Below are 14,987 nucleotides of genomic sequence, written 5' to 3'. Positions count from 1 at the left end.
GGCGGGCGTTCTTATTCATCGTAGCGCGTAGTCACGTCACATACGGTTTCAGGCAATCAATTGGCGCAGGGTGCGTTCCACAGCAGGTTCCAGTGGTCTTCCACGTCGCGCACGACTTTGCGTAGTTGAGCGGGGTCCATCGGTTTCAGGAAGTAACCCGTCACGCCGTGCGAGATCGTGTAAGCAAGGTCTGATTCCGCCAAGTTGTCGGTCAGAACCACCACGGGAATTGTCATCAAGCGCGGGTCCGTGCGAATTTCGTGCAGCACATCGAACCCTTGCTGCTTATCCATGTTAATGTCGAGCAAGATCAAGCCCGGTTTGTTCAAGCCCGCGTCGGCGTCCTGCGGCCCGAGCGCTGTCGTATGCCGCAAGTAGTGGAGCGCTTCAAGCTGCGAACGCGCGACCACCATGCGATTGCGGAGACGCGTCTCCTGAATCGCTCCTTCCACCATTTCGATGGCTTCATCCCGGTCTTCGATCAGCAGTATGTCTATCGGCACACGCTGTTCGGACACGTTCCACCCATAGCTGTTCATCGTATCGTCACCTTATCATCATCATCATGCTCGGCTTTCCTTAAGGCAAAGCGCGGACCTGATCCAAATAGAATCGCCGTTCCGGGTCAGCGGAACGGCGATCTATATTTCAAACTTGAGTTTACTAACGTGACCCGAGATTCAGACGATGCTTCGCGCGGGCTGCATCGCCCCATCATTGTCGCGTCATTTCAACAAACGGCTGTGTTCATTCAACCTATAGCATTTGCTCCATGCATTCTGCAATCCGTATTCCGCGACACAATTGCGGTGCTCCGTCGCGTGTTGGATGCCAGCGCGATATGGTCAAACTGGCTTCGTGTGATGCTTCGGTCGCACATCCACCAGGCCGATCTGATAGACGGTTGTGCGCTCCCACGCGTGCAGTTTTCCGGCACGGCGCAAGAATCTGCGAAAGTCGGCCGGTCGCCAGTGATTGACGTGACCCGGGTCGCCGCCCAGTCCGAGCTTAATGGAAATCCACGTCAACGTGCGGAACACCGGCTCGTACGGCACGGAAATCAACAGCCAGTGCTCGGCGACGCGGTCGAGTTCCGCCAGAGCCTTCTCGGGATTAGGCAAGTGTTCCAGCACCTGCGAGCAGAACACGACATCAAACTGTTCGTCCTTGAACGGCACTTCATACGCGCTGCCAACGTGCCAATCGGCTTCGGGCGACGCGATCTTTGCGAACTCAATCGCTTCGGCGCTGAAATCGAATCCGGTCCACTTGCCTTTATAGCCGCGTTCGACCATGGAGCGATAGACGATGCCCTCGCCGCAGCCCGCGTCCAGCACATTCTGCGCGCCGGTGAAAGTCAGCAGCTTGTACATGTGGTCGAGATAGAGCTCGAGGTGCTTCTGATAAAGCGAGTTGTTAAACTCCCACTTCCGGTGATTATCGGAAGTGTAGCCATCGGGGCGCGCTTTTCGCGCGTGTTCAATTACGGGCAACTGTGTCGTCTCCTATGCATATTCGCTCCCCGGACGTCCAGGCAGCAAGGGGGGTCACGCAATCAACAATGCAACTCACTTCAAGCATCGCGCGCCAGCGGCGACAGATCCAGCGTTCACACTGGTGCAGGCGCGGGGGGTTAGGCAATGACGACCGCGCGCACGGCTTCGTCCGCCTTTGGATACGGATCTTCATCCCAGAATTCGCGGAAAGCTGTGGTCCAATCACGCGTCGCGGCGCGCGCACGCGCAGCCGCGGCCATACGATGCCTGAGATCGTCCGATTCCACTAGTGAACGCATCGCATCGCGCCACGCGTTGACGTCATAACCCGGCAGCACAAGTCCGCTTTCGCCGGGTAAAATAATTTCTTTGGGTCCGCCTTCATTAGACACCAGCGACGGCAAACCGGACGCCTGCGCTTCCAACACCGAGTTTCCGTAGGTGTCCGTCGTCGAAGGGAACACAAACACGTCACCCGACGCATACGCCTTCGCCAACTGCTTGCCTTTGACAAAGCCAGGGAAGACAATCATCGGCGGCAGATTGCGCGCGGCAAGCTCCTCGCGATAAGGTCCGTCGCCGACAATCGCCAACGCGGCCTTCTTTTGCAAGACTTCGTCCTGCAGGAAGGCGTCAATCACCACGTCGAGGTTCTTTTCACGTGAAACGCGGCCGGTATAGACGAAGATCACGCGTTTGCTAATGCCGTGCGGCTGGTAAAACGTCTCGTCACGATGCCGCGGATTATAGAAGTCAAGATCGGTACCGCGAGTGTAGATGAACAACCGCCGCGGATTGAAGCCGTGCTCGACCAGCTGTTTGCGGTAGTGGTCCGACGGCGAATAGACCGCGTCGGCCAGTCCGTAGAACCAGCGCATGAACTTCCACGTCGTTTCTTCCAGTCCTTCGTCACCCGTGATCTGCCGCACGTGCTGGGGGAAGTCGCTGTGATAGATCGCGCGCACCGGCACCTTGAACAGCCGCGCGCAAAACATCGCGATCAAGCCAATCGGCCCCGGCGTCGAGATGATATACTCATCGAAATCCTGCGATTCGAGATATTGCACGATGCGCAAGATCGGCGGCACGGAGAGTTTTTGCAATTCATAATCAGGAATCGCAATTTCACCCACGGGCGGAAAATTGAGGAACTTGCTGCCCTGCGGCGCGCGCGATTCCGCGACCGAACAGATAATCTGCAAATCCTCGTCGAGTTTTTCGGCGATCTCCGACATTCGCTGCAGCGTCATCGAGACGCCGTTCACGTCGGTCACCGTGTCGGAAAACCACGCGACCTTCTTGCGCGGCGCCTTTTTCGGCAGCTCCAGCACGCCATCCACGCGCTGAGTCACTTCCGCGATCAATTTGCGGTCGCGATTGAGCTTGTCGAACGAATAGAGGTACGGCGCCATCACGCTTTGAATCGGCAGCAGGGCGGCGATAAGCGGTAACCCGCCGCCGATCTGCCCGCGTTCGAAATCTTTCATCGCGTCGGCCAGCAGTCGGTAGCTCACGTCGCTCAGCACGCGGTCGGCCATATTGTAAAGCCGCGCGTCAAACGTCGGCAGATCATCGCGTTCAATGCCGCCCAGCCGGTCTTCCTTGGGAAGCGCGCGGTAGGCGCGAATGATCTCAGAAATCAGCTTGCGCTCGATGGGCGACGGCGCCTTGCGGATCTTGAACAGACCCTTGATGCTCCCAATCAGCGTGCGCACGACCTGTCGGCGGGACGGGCGTTCGGGCGACAACACCCGCGTCAGAATGAGTTCGAGAATCCCCTGCAGGTCGCCTTCGCGCTTCAGGACTTTCTGCGCATAAAGCTGCGAGCCGACGCGATACATCGAATGCGCCGATGCAATCGTCGAACCGTGATTGCCTTGCGGCACTCCTGCGCGCGCGCGCAACTGGAGCATAAACTCCGCGGCATTGTTGACGCGCGGCGTTTCCGTCCACGTCAAGCCGATATACTGCGCGCAATAGTCGTTCGAGGCGCCGATCTGTCCCTTTTGCCACGGACGTTCGCTCGCGGGTACAATCTTCCATTTGCGCTGCAACTGGTCAAGATATTCGGGCGTCAGGGCATCGAGAAACGCTGCCGCAAACAGATTTGTGCGCATTTGCCGTCCGCCGCTGCGCGCCTCGTAATGATCAAACAGCAGCAGCATCCGTTCGAGGTGATCCGCGGACAGCTTGCCGTCGTGCGGTTCGAGCGGTTGCGCGACGACGTGGTAGAGATTCTCGGCCAGCAGATAATCGCGCACCGAGTAGAGGTTGCCGCGATAAGCCAACAGCTTGGCCAACTGCGCGTCGTTCAATCCATACACCAGCAGCCGCACAGGGCAGCCGTCTTCGGGGAATTGCACGGTCGTTTCGCACGCCGGAATCACGTCCGCGTGTTGCGCGAGCTGTGCGTAGCCGTCCAGCGTGTCACTGTCCGTCAGCGCGACAAAATCCATTCCGCGCCGCTTGGCGATCAGATAGGCCGCCTGCGGATCGGTCATGGACTCGGACACCTTGAGCTTCTTCAAGAAGAAGTTCGTGGGCCTGTTCGAGTACTTAGTATGAATATGTAAGTCAGCGCGTGACATGGATTCTGAATCTCCCCCCGGGTTCGCGCGCGAGCGCGGAGGGACAACGGGAGGCATCAAGCGGATTCACTCTTGCGTCGCCACCAAAAATAGACCGGCACACCCAACAGCACGATGATCAAGCCCGGCCAGGTATACTCCGGTTTGTTGATCAGCAGATTGAGTGAGAACAACACCGCGAACGCGATGTACAGCCACTGTAAGTACGGATAGCCCGGTGCACGGAACGGCCGCTCGGCGTGCGGTTCCGATTTACGCAGCCGCATGATGCCGAAGATCGTCAGCACATAAAACAGCATCGCGGCAAACGTCACATAGTCGAGTAGGTCGCCGTATCTTCCCGACAGACACAGCACCGACGCCCATACTCCTTGCACGATCAGTGCCACCGCCGGCACATTGCGCTTGCTGAGTTTGCCGACCTGTTCGAAGAATAAGCCGTGCTGTGCCATCGCATAATATACACGCGCACCCGTGAGCACGATGCCGTTGTTACAGCCGAACGTCGAGACCATCACGCAGATCGCGATCAACGCCGCCGCCGCGCCGCCGAACAGCGTTTCGGCCGCCGCCGTCGCCACGCGGTCGCTCGTCGCGAACTGCATCCCGCGCCCCAGCGCATCGGTCGCCGCCGGATCACCGACGACGGGCAGCATCGCGAGGTAAGATATGTTTGTCGTCACATAGAGCAGCGTCACGATTCCCGTGCCGTAGGCCAGGCTGCGCCCGACTGTGCGCACCGGATTGTGCGTTTCGGCCGCCGTAAAAGTCGAACTGTTCCACGCGTCGAGCGCAAACAGCGAGCCCACCGAGGCCAGACCAAAGGCCGTCCACAAATCCGTGCCCGTCAACAGTTGGCGCGAAATCTGTCCGCCATCGGACACCGTCGTGCGCATGGCCGTCCACGCGTTCGCCCAATTCTGTGCGATCACATCCGGGTTGGCCGCGAAACTCAAACCGAGGGCCGTCACGAACAGCAGCACGGCAATCTTGGCGAAGGTAAACAGATTCTGAACCGTCTTACCTTCATGCACGCCGCGCAAGTTGATCAACGTCAGGCCCGCAATCTGCACCACAGCCAGGAGCTGCGCGGCGGACAGTTTGAAGTCACCGGCCTGCCACAGGATGTGTTTCTCCGAGAACCACGGAATCAGCACGCCGGTGAATTTCGCGAACGCCACCGCCACCGCCGCAATCGTGCCGCACTGGATGACCAGAAAGAACGTCCAGCCGTACAAAAATCCGATCAGCGGATTGTAAGCGTTGCGTAAATAGACATATTGTCCACCGGCCTGCGGATACATCCCCGACAATTCGCCGTAGCTGACGGCCGGAATGAGCGTCATGACGCCGCTGACAATCCAGACCACCAACAACCAACCCGCCGAGCCGACGTTGCGGGCAATGTCAGCGCTGACGATAAAAATTCCCGAGCCGATCATCGAACCGACGACCAGCATCGTGGCATCGAGCAGCTTCAGCTCGCGCTTCACGCGGTCTGCTTCCGGCCGATGTAGCTGTGCGTCTTACCGTACAGGAAGTAGATGCAGAATCCGATCAGCAGCCAGCCGGCCAGCCGGTACCAATTCTCGACCGGCAGCGACATCATCAGCAGCAAACTGGTGAGAATTCCCGCGATCGGTATCCACGGAAAGAACGGCGCGCGGAACGGCCGTTCGGCTTCGGGATGCCGGTAGCGCATGATCAAGACCGCAATGCAGACCATCACGAAAGCCAGCAGCGTGCCGATATTCACAAGCTCCGCCAGCACACGCAGCGGCAGCAGACCACCCAGAGTGGCCACTACCAAGCCGTTGATGATCGTTCCTACCCACGGCGTGCGGAAGCGTGGATGAATTGCGCCGAACACTTTTTCGGAAACCAGACCGTCACGCGCCATGGCCAGCATCACGCGCGGCTGCGAGAGCATCATCACGAGCAGAACCGACGAAATTCCCGTAATCGCGCCAATTGAAATCAGAAAGTGCGCCCATCCCAATCCGGCCTGATCAAAGGCCGCGGCCACCGGTGCGTCAATATTGATCTGGTCATAAGGGACCATTCCGGTAATCACGGCGGAAACCGCGATATAAAGAACCGTGCACAGGACCAGCGACCAGATAATGCCGCGCGGAATATCCTTTTTGGGATTCTTCGCTTCTTCGGCGTGCGTCGAAACCGCGTCGAAGCCGATATACGCGAAGAAGATGATTGCGGCTCCGGCCAGCATGCCCAGCGGCACGCCCCCCGCTCCCGACTGGCCGTGAATCACATTCCCGAAGAAGCTGATGCCAGTGTATCCATACGGCGCGAACGGCGTCCAGTTATCAGGATTCACGTAAAATGCGCCGACGACAATCACGAGCAGCACCACGGCCAGCTTCACCGCGACCATCACGTTGTTGACCGTCGCGCTCTCTTTGATGCCGCGCACCAGCAATACTGTCACAACAAGCGCGGCCAGCACCGCCGGCAAATCCACCACCGCGCCGGTCATGACAAAACTGCCGACGGCGGGGTCGAAATCGAAGGGCGCTTTGGCCAAGATCTTTGGCCACTCCAATCCGAAAATCGAAATGAATTCCTGGAAGTAGTGCGACCAGCCGTGGGCCACGGTCGCGGAAGCCACGGTATATTCCAGCAGCAAATCCCACCCGATGATCCACGCGAACAGTTCGCCCATCGTGGCATAGGCATAGGTATACGCCGAACCGGCGATTGGCACCATCGAAGCGAACTCCGCGTAACACAGCGCCGCGAAGATGCAGGCCAATCCCGCGACGACGAACGACAGAATCAAGGCGGGGCCTGTCTTGTCATGCGCGGCGATCCCCGTAAGCACAAAAATACCGGTGCCGATGATCGCGCCGACACCGAGGCTGGTCAGGCCCGTTGCGGTCAGCACGCGCCGCAGGCGGTTTTCGCCGGCAGCTTCAGCCAGACAGGCTTCGAGCGTTTTCTTCCTAAACAGATCGTGCTTGGCCAGAGGTCACCTCCGTCAAATATGGGGGCAGGAGGGAAGGCAGAAGGGGGGTCCGAAGGCAGGTCTATTGCCGCTTTCGCTCCGCAACTTCCAAGGGCGGTAATCTGCAGTACAGGTCAAATAAATAGGCTACTTGCTCAGCCTCGGTTGCGAAGGGCAACTTCCGATAGGCAAGTGCCACGGTCTTGTCGAGCTTCTGATGCGCCTTGCGAAGGTCCGGCGGCATGGCCACTGGGTCGTACAAATCAGCTAGTGTGGACTTTGGATGATTGGCCCGCGCGTCAAGCACGCCTTGTGCGGCACTCTCAATGGCCTTCTTTTGTGCGTCAGTTGGTTGCGGCCACGGGAAATTGTTATAAACGATATCCTTGGAATAGCGATAACGGCTCTCCAATCTTCCGCAGGTGTACCGCACCCAAGCCATGTGCATGGAGGACATCAAGACGCCAAAGTGAAAGAGTTTGGCGTTCGGGAGCGAGAAGCAACTATTGCCAACAATTTGGCTTCGGCTCAAAAGTCCAAAGGGTATATACGCCCTTGTCTCCGAAGTATGCGCAGGAATCACAACATAGTCAGACTTTGGCTGCGTAACCTGGCGGAACAGCATTGGGAAGGAGTACTCGCGCGTGGTTTTCGCTTTACTTGACTTTCTAAAAGCGTCCACTGCTTTCACTCGCGCTTTCACCAGGGGGAGCTTGCTCAACTCTTCCGGTCACGCAAATACGGCAGCTTTGCCCTTAGCCTCGTGCTCCTGAATGTCTTGTGTGCGAAGATAATATGCAGGTGCGGCGTCGAACAGCGCTCGCCACAGTATTCAACTTGCTCGCCCTGCGTGATCGAATTCGTGGAGACGTATGCGACTTTGATTTTGGTGCGCGTATAATCTGCTGCTTTGCGGGTCCCCTACATAATCCATGACGCCCGCAGATGACGCATCCGGCCCGTACGAGGCAAGCATCTCGCGCTTCTGCTCTTCCGTCTGAAGGTGATGGCCTATAAACGGCGGATTGCCAACGATATAGCTTAGCACCTGCGGCGCGACGAGCTTCCATCATATGTCAGCGTTATCGCGCAGAATGTTGGGCGACTTCTTGGCGGCAAACGCACCCAGGGCAAACAGCTGACGCCATGTTCATCTGGTGGTCGGTCATCCACAGCGCGACCTGAGCGATTTGTGCGGGGAAATCCTCAATCTCAATCCCGTACATCTGATCCACATCCACGGACATCAGTTCAACCTGCAACGGCAAGGTCTCGATCCGGGTGTTTAGCCTGTGTAATGCCTCAAGTTCGAGCAATCGCAGTTCGCGGTATGCAATGACCAAGAAGTTTCCGCAACCGCATGCTGGATCCAAAATCTTGAGCGCCGCCAGTTTCTTCTGGAACTCCCGCAAGCGCGTCTTGTTGTGCTTGGCGCGTTCCAATTCGCGCCTGAGTTCATCCAGAAAAAGCGGATTGAGCGCTTTCAGAATGTTCTGTTCGCTCGTGTAATGCTCCCCCAAATTCCGCCGCGCAACCTTGTCCTTGATGGACTGAAAGAGCGCCCCGAAAATCGCGGGCGACACCCGTGACCAATCAAGCGCGGTGCACTCAAGCAGCGTCTCTCGCTGGCGCGGTTGAACGAGGCCACCGCAAGCTGTTCAGCAAAAAGCCTCCGTTAATATACGGAAACCCGCGAGTGCTCATCAAGGCTCGTCTGACGTTCTTCTGTTGTGATTGAACTTGGAAGAGGCTGCTCAACCACATGCCCAAATCGGGCCATCTTCACTTGTTCGCTTATCCAGCAATTCTCGAAATTGCTGTTTTTCAAAGATCGTGTTGTCTTCCGCGAAAAGGCAGAAGAGCAGCCGCACAAGCAAGACTTCTAATTTGTGGCCTTCGTAGCCCGCTCCTTCAGAAGGTCGTGCAGCTTGCCACCGTTCCGCCGCTTCAATGTTGACGGGGTCTTGGGCACTGATGGTCTGCGTCTGATATCCCGCAATAAATCCGAACAGTCGGATGTTCTTGCTGAAATCCCGCAGCGTGAACTCAAACTGCCTGTCCTCGTCAAAGGTCATAGGTCGAAACCGCGCGAATCCGAAACCAAAACATAGCGCGGTAGGTCCCGTTCCTTAATTCCCGGAAAGTAGTCCGTGGCTTGTTTGAACGCTTTGTCAAGGTCTTTGCCGCGCGACTTGTGCTCAACCAGCAACTCCCCTTTCCTAGCAAGTCAACAAAACCGCCCTTGCCGTCCGTACTTACCGGAACTTCAAACGACGCGATGCGGCGGCGTGTTACTCAAATACGCAAAACGAGTCCCAGAAGGTTTCGCTTCCGCATCTTCTGAGGACTCGTTCTCCCATTCCTTGGAAAACTCGATTGCGCGACTACGAATCTCGTTCCACGACAGCGGCATTAAGAAATATCAGTTAGTAAGTTGTTGCCACAAGTTCCGCTTTGGCTCTCAGCGCTTCTAAGGCATCTTCCAGAGTGCGTGAAGGCGCGCAGGTCGGCGTCCTTTCCGGGGAATGGAATGGCTTCGCCATAAAACAAAAAAACCCGTGCGAACGGTTTTGGAACTGTAAACCGGTCCCACGAGCGAAATACCCAGGAACGTGACGCGGCGAATATCACGGGCACCGCCGCCGCTTCACATGCCAGCGCAATATATGCGGCGCCCGGTTTCATCTTATAGATTGGTCCGCGCGGCCCGTCGGCAATCATGGCCGCCGTCTGCCCCGCGCGTACCTTGTCAATCATCCCCAGCGCCGCGCCCGAGCCGCCGCGCGTCGAACTGCCGCGCACCGTGTCATAACCAATTTTCTCGACGACGCGCGACACCAGTTCGCCGTCTTTGTGCTGCGAAATCATCGCCACTACGTTGCGGTTGCGGCAATGATAGGTCGAACCAAGCAGTCGGCCGTGCCACGTGAACATCACCTGCGGCACACCGCCGCGCAGGCGCGCCTCGACCTCGTCGAAGCCCGTCACACGCAGCCGCCAAGTTGCTCCGAGAATCAGAAGGGCCAGATGGCCGAAGCGAGTGCCGAGATAGAAGAGAATACGATGCGTAGGAAAGTCGTCGTCAGGGTGTAGAGGACGGTGAACAACGAATCGGTGGTCTGCACGGACACTTCCGATGCGCCGCGGATCGTCGCGCCCGTGGCCGAAATGGATTCACGCACCATCCGCGGAGTTTGCGACAGCTCGCTCACACCGAAGCGGACCGTGGCCACCGTCGCGTTCACGCCGTTGCGCATGGCATACGACGCCGACTTCGACACGCGGTCGGCCGGATTGCAACCCGCCCCGGCGTCAGCCGTCGGCGAACAGAGTTGCAACATCTTGACATGCTTGGGCGCCATGGTATTGGCAGGATCGTCCGGCATCTGTTCAAAGGCAAACAGCACCGAACTGCATAACAGAATTCCCAGAATGGAAGCAAATCGTAGCGCGCTCATCATGACTCCCCAGATGGTTAATTGGGACCCATCCTGTTATCCGACAAGGGCACTCCGCGAGTGCCGGGTTACATTACTTAGTTTGCAGAAGCTCCAGCGCCATCTCGGCGACGCGCCGTCCCGCGCCCGGCTCGCCCAACTGGGTGCGTACCTTCGCCAGTTTCGCGCGCGTTGCGGATTGCATCCGGCACCGTCAACAGCGGCAACAGCGCCCCGGCCAGCTTATCCGGCGTCGCGTCGTGCTGCACAAATTCCGGCACAACTTCTTCTCCGGCTAACAAATTCGCCATCGCAATATGCGGAACCTTCACGATCCGCTTGCCGATAGCATAGCTCAGCGCCGAAGTTTGATAGAACACCACATACGGATTACCGAAGTAGGCCGCTTCAACAGTGGACGATCCGGATTTCACCAGACACGCATTGGCATGCGCCAGAATCTCATGCGAAACGCCGCGCGCTCGTATGATGGGCGGCGCACTGGCAAGATAGCGGTCATAGAACTCGGGTGCAATCGTCGGCGACTCGGCCAGCACCACCTGCAAATCCGGAATCACCTTACGCAAGACGCGCACCGTTTCCACCACAATGGGCAGGTGCCGCCGCAACTCCTGTTTCCGTGAGCCGGGCAGAAGGCCCAAGACCCGGGCATCAGGTTCGAGGCCTAATCTCCTGAAAAACTCGCCTCTTGGCGGAATTTCTCCCGCTTCATCGAGCAACGGATGGCCCACGAACCGGGCGTTTCCGCCAAAATCTTGAAAAATCTTCTCTTCGAACGGAAAAATCACCGCAATCGGTCGGCCAGCCGAGCCAATTCGGACCCCGAGCGGCCTTCCACGCCCATACTTGAGGTGCAATATAATACAAGATTCTCGGCTTGTAAACAGTTTGCCGCGATTTCAAGTATCTGAGGAGGCTAAAGTGTAGTCCCGGATAGTCAATCAGGATAATCAACTCCGGTTTGCGCTCGAGGATTTCGTGCAGAACCGTCCGCCGCACGTGCATGACATAGGGCAGGTGCCGCACGACTTCGGCGAAGCCCATGAAGGCCAGCCGCTTCGCATGGAACAGCAACTCGACCCCTTGCGCCGCCATTCGATCCCCGCCGAGGCCAAAGAACCTTAAGTTAGGTCGTTGTTCTTTAAGGGCTTGCACAACATGCGAGCCGTGCCAGTCCCCGGAGGCTTCGCCCGCTGAGATGAAGACGTACATTTCCCTGCCGCGAGTCGGGGGGGAGAGAGGGGGCTGCGTCAAATCAGGATAACCAGTTAATCATCATTCCGGCTGGCAAGTTACCTGATTCCGCCTCCAAAGGCAAACGCCTCCACCGCCGCTGTCCCATAGTCCTCCCGGGGGTGCGACGTGAGGCAGCCTGGTAAGCCTCCGGCGCGTTGAAGAACCTCGCCGCGCCGGGAGGAGATGGCGGTCTCGGAAATCCGACGGCTACTTGACCAGCACCATCTTCCGCGTCTGGACAAACTCGCCGGCCGTGAGCCGATAAAAGTAAACGCCGGATGCAAACGCCGCAGCATCAAAGCGCGTCTGATGCGCGCCCGCCGCGAGTGGTCCGCGCACCAGCGTCGCGACCTCCCGTCCGGTAATGTCGTACACGATGAGCTTGGCCTCGGCAGGGCTCGGCAACGAGAATTCAATCACCGTTTCCGGATTAAACGGATTCGGGTAATTTTGCGCGAGGGCAAACTCGCTGGGGACAGGAAGTGATTCTTCGGCGCTGACGGGAATCGGATCGAAGAAGCGTTGCGCGGCAATGCTGAACTCCATCGAGGTCCACAGATGCTCGGTCCACGACGCGACCACACCGCCCAGACCATCCGGCATCAAACGCGGTTCCATTTGAATTCCCGGCAGGCCGCAGACATCCGCACCCGAAAGATCGGTCCAGTAGGGGTCGGGTGCCAACTCGGCATCGGCATCGAGATGAACCAGCTTGAGCCGCGAAATGCCGTTCTCAGGCTCGGCCCACGCAACATAGATGTTCTGGGAATTGACAGCGGCAATGCTCGGATCATAAACTCCATATTCTGATTCAGCCAAGGTCAGCCCCGCGCGCACCCCACGCCAACTCCGTCCGGCGTTACCTTTTGCACTCGCATTGCTTCGCCGGTCGTTGTCCATGTAGTATAGGCGATGAAGACGTTCTGGTGCTCGTCAATAGCGAGGTCCGGATAGATTTGATGGATCGAAGTAGAATCAACGTGGAGGCCATCAAGCGGCCACGCCAATTCACCGTCGGCATTCAAACGCTGGACACGCACTTTGCTGAAGTCGGTCTCATCTTCGGTGCGCATGCCAAACACTGCGCCGCCGACGCCATCCGGAATAACCGTTTCGTTGTAATAGAGACCGACCGGTCCAACCGCAACATCCCAAAGGAGGTTTCCTGCAGCAGTCGCTCTGACCGCTCGGACTTGATAGTCCGGCCAATTGCCGGTCCTGTAGAGCGCGATACAAGAGCCGTTCTCGGCGGGTACGATGCCGATCATCTCGTCGTCGCTGTTCAAGTCCTGCGAAAAGCGAACCGCTTCGGGCCAGATCGGAACGCACTGGTCGTTCACGCGCTGCAGCCACGTATCTAACATGAAGTTCTCATCGAATCCGCCCCAGGCCACGAACGCACCTCCGGCACCATCCGGCGCGCAATAGGGCCATTTGGTCTACAAACGGCTCGTCTACGATCGTTCCATTGCTCGGGCCGACTCTTGTGCCATTAGCCGCGCGGCGGGTAATGCGCACCTCGTATACTCCAGCAGTGCTGACGACTCGAAAGGCACAGAAAAAGCCGCCCGCGCCATCTGAGCAGAGCGGCGCACCCCACAGATCAACATCACGACCGCCGTCCAGATCAACCAGCTCCTCGCCGTAGGGCGGGTTGCTGGAGTTACCATTTTCGTCCAGCATTTTGAAATATGCGTTGCGGCCAAGGCTGTAGTCGCGCGAATCTTCCCAGACGGTCACCGTTCGCCCGGTGCAAGATTTAATGCGCGGGATTGCTGGTGGTGCCGACATTCTGGTCATCGAGTCGCTGTGGCTCGGCCTCGGCCTGTCCCGTGTCGAAATCGCGCGCGGCTGCCCACATGATCCCGTCGTCCCGCCCGCGCACCGACCAGAGCGCGTGGACGTTGTCGTTGCCGCCCACGCCCACGAACATTCCATAGAGCGATGATATTCCGCCAGGACCGACCAAAGTCACAGCACAACCGTTCCAGGGACGATCGCCCTGTGCATTGACTCGCGTCAGGCGCACGGTCGCGTTAGGGGAAAAGGCGTTATCGAACCAGCCAACCACGGATCCGCCTTGCAGATCGCTGGCAATGCGCGCCGAAGATTGGTCTGTGTCGGGATCATCAGGCGGACAAAGCTCGTCGCCGCTCCAGAGCACTTCTCCACCCAGCGTGACTTTCTGCGCATGGACGCGGTCCCATAGAGTGGCGGGCCTCGCACGCCACGCAAGGAGCAGGCCGTCAACGGCATTGGCCGAGCGGCTTTGTGCGACGACAGCATTACGCACATCTGACCCGACAGTCAACGGAAGGCCAGCACTGTTCCACACGGGTTGGCCGTTGCTATCTATTCTTTGACCGTAAATCGCGTCTTGAGGATAGTCTCGAAAGTCATACCAACAAACCATCGCGCCGCCGACGCCATCGGCGGTAACAGACCCCAGCAGCCGATCGAAATTCGCTTCGGCAACGATCAGCGTCGGCAGTTCCCAGACAGCATTGCCCGCGCCGTCATACTTTTGCAGATAGTAGCCGACATTATTATACCAGCTGGCAAACGCATGGCCCGAACCGTCCGCGGCCAGACCATAGAGCGCCCAATACGACGAACTTGGCAGCTCCGCAGGGGGATTCCACAAGACTTCGCCGGATTGCGAAATCCGCTGCAGGAACCATTGATCATACAGTCGCCAATGCACGAACGCTCCGCCCGCGCCGTCGTCGCAAATCGCCAGTTCTTCGCGCATGCTCTCATCACCGGGATCATAGAGCAGGACGCCATCCTGTTCGGGATCATTCCAGAGCGGGGTACCGTCCAGACTGTATTTCATCGCCCGGATATCGCCCAGCAGAACAACCTCCTCAGAGAGGTTGTTCATGTCGAGTTTCATCCAGACGGCCAGAAATCCGTCGCCGGTGAAGACAATTTTCGGATAGTCAACGCCCATTGTGCCGCCGCGAGCGAGCAGTCGGCCGTTCAACTCCCACAATCTTGTGCCATCCGGTGACAATTTCTGGCCGTATAGTGCGGCATACTCTCGATCACCGCGTGCCCAGACGGTAAACAGCGATCCGTCATCGGCGGTTGCGGTCCCACCCGAATTCTGCAGCGAGGTCGCTTCACGAACGGCGACTCCGTCGAGGTCCCACGTGCGCGGCTCGGCGGTTAGGTTGCCCACGAGAGCCAATGTCAGCACGGCAAGAATCCACAGCATGACTCACCTCAGTATAATAGTGGA

At 58.1% G+C, this 14,987-nt stretch carries 13 protein-coding genes and 1 pseudogene; all 14 read right to left on the bottom strand.

Translation table 11 applies throughout. The features are described 5' to 3' along the window. Nucleotides 1–56: 56 nt before the first annotated feature. The 14 genes and pseudogenes from IPH10_12315 to IPH10_12250 all read right to left on the bottom strand — a co-directional run bounded on the left by IPH10_12315 (nt 57) and on the right by IPH10_12250 (nt 14,963). Nucleotides 57–539 carry a response regulator gene (locus IPH10_12315; GenBank protein ID MBK6911691.1) on the bottom strand — a complete coding sequence of 161 codons (483 nt, stop codon included), beginning with the start codon at nt 537–539 and terminating at the stop codon, nt 57–59. A gap of 306 nt (nt 540–845) precedes the next feature. Next, nucleotides 846–1,493: a class I SAM-dependent methyltransferase gene (locus tag IPH10_12310; protein MBK6911690.1), complete on the bottom strand. Its 648-nt coding sequence runs from the start codon at nt 1,491–1,493 to the stop codon at nt 846–848. Nucleotides 1,494–1,633: 140 nt separating this feature from the next. Further along, a complete protein-coding gene (locus IPH10_12305) occupies nt 1,634–4,024 on the bottom strand; it encodes a glycosyltransferase (protein ID MBK6911689.1) in 2,391 nt (796 codons plus the stop codon). A 116-nt stretch (nt 4,025–4,140) separates the two neighbouring features. Then, nucleotides 4,141–5,544, bottom strand: coding sequence for an amino acid permease (locus IPH10_12300; protein MBK6911688.1), 1,404 nt, complete (start codon nt 5,542–5,544; stop codon nt 4,141–4,143). Between the two features lie 29 nt (nt 5,545–5,573). Then, nucleotides 5,574–7,055: an amino acid permease gene (locus IPH10_12295; GenBank protein ID MBK6911687.1), complete on the bottom strand. Its 1,482-nt coding sequence runs from the start codon at nt 7,053–7,055 to the stop codon at nt 5,574–5,576. A 76-nt stretch (nt 7,056–7,131) separates the two neighbouring features. Further along, nucleotides 7,132–9,462, bottom strand: a pseudogene (locus IPH10_12290) (N-6 DNA methylase). Then, on the bottom strand, nt 9,462–10,037 hold the full coding sequence (locus IPH10_12285) for a lysophospholipid acyltransferase family protein (GenBank protein MBK6911686.1): 576 nt from the start codon (nt 10,035–10,037) through the stop codon (nt 9,462–9,464). The pseudogene IPH10_12290 and the gene IPH10_12285 overlap by 1 nt, the downstream one beginning before the upstream one ends. 26 nt (nt 10,038–10,063) lie before the next feature. Beyond that, nucleotides 10,064–10,507, bottom strand: a complete 444-nt coding sequence (locus tag IPH10_12280) for a hypothetical protein (GenBank protein ID MBK6911685.1) — start codon at nt 10,505–10,507, stop codon at nt 10,064–10,066. Between the two features lie 77 nt (nt 10,508–10,584). Further along, complete coding sequence (locus tag IPH10_12275; protein MBK6911684.1) at nt 10,585–11,295, bottom strand: hypothetical protein; 711 nt, start codon at nt 11,293–11,295, stop codon at nt 10,585–10,587. Beyond that, entirely contained in the window at nt 11,216–11,719 is a 504-nt protein-coding gene (locus IPH10_12270; protein MBK6911683.1) for a hypothetical protein, read from the bottom strand. Before IPH10_12270 ends, IPH10_12275 begins: the two co-directional genes overlap by 80 nt. A 231-nt stretch (nt 11,720–11,950) precedes the next feature. Beyond that, complete coding sequence (locus IPH10_12265) at nt 11,951–12,580, bottom strand: T9SS type A sorting domain-containing protein (protein ID MBK6911682.1); 630 nt, start codon at nt 12,578–12,580, stop codon at nt 11,951–11,953. Continuing rightward, nucleotides 12,565–13,137 carry a hypothetical protein gene (locus IPH10_12260; protein ID MBK6911681.1) on the bottom strand — a complete coding sequence of 191 codons (573 nt, stop codon included), beginning with the start codon at nt 13,135–13,137 and terminating at the stop codon, nt 12,565–12,567. The genes IPH10_12265 and IPH10_12260 overlap by 16 nt, the downstream gene beginning before the upstream one ends. After that, entirely contained in the window at nt 13,115–13,483 is a 369-nt protein-coding gene (locus IPH10_12255) for a hypothetical protein (GenBank protein MBK6911680.1), read from the bottom strand. Before IPH10_12255 ends, IPH10_12260 begins: the two co-directional genes overlap by 23 nt. A gap of 19 nt (nt 13,484–13,502) precedes the next feature. Then, entirely contained in the window at nt 13,503–14,963 is a 1,461-nt protein-coding gene (locus IPH10_12250) for a hypothetical protein (GenBank protein MBK6911679.1), read from the bottom strand. Between the last annotated feature and the right edge of the window lie 24 nt (nt 14,964–14,987).

This window comes from bacterium (assembly GCA_016702305.1).
Classification (GTDB): domain Bacteria; phylum Electryoneota; class RPQS01; order RPQS01; family RPQS01; genus JABWCQ01.
This window is presented reverse-complemented; position numbering and strand designations above follow the sequence as displayed.

Excerpts from the sequence above, each read along its gene's own strand:
- IPH10_12300 (MBK6911688.1), bottom strand. The coding sequence starts at position 5,544 with ATGCTGGTCGTCGGTTCGATGATCGGCTCGGGAATTTTTATCGTCAGC.
- IPH10_12250 (MBK6911679.1), bottom strand. The coding sequence starts at position 14,963 with ATGCTGTGGATTCTTGCCGTGCTGACATTGGCTCTCGTGGGCAACCTA.
- IPH10_12280 (MBK6911685.1), bottom strand. The coding sequence starts at position 10,507 with ATGAGCGCGCTACGATTTGCTTCCATTCTGGGAATTCTGTTATGCAGT.
- IPH10_12270 (MBK6911683.1), bottom strand. The coding sequence starts at position 11,719 with ATGTACGTCTTCATCTCAGCGGGCGAAGCCTCCGGGGACTGGCACGGC.
- IPH10_12315 (MBK6911691.1), bottom strand. The coding sequence starts at position 539 with ATGAACAGCTATGGGTGGAACGTGTCCGAACAGCGTGTGCCGATAGAC.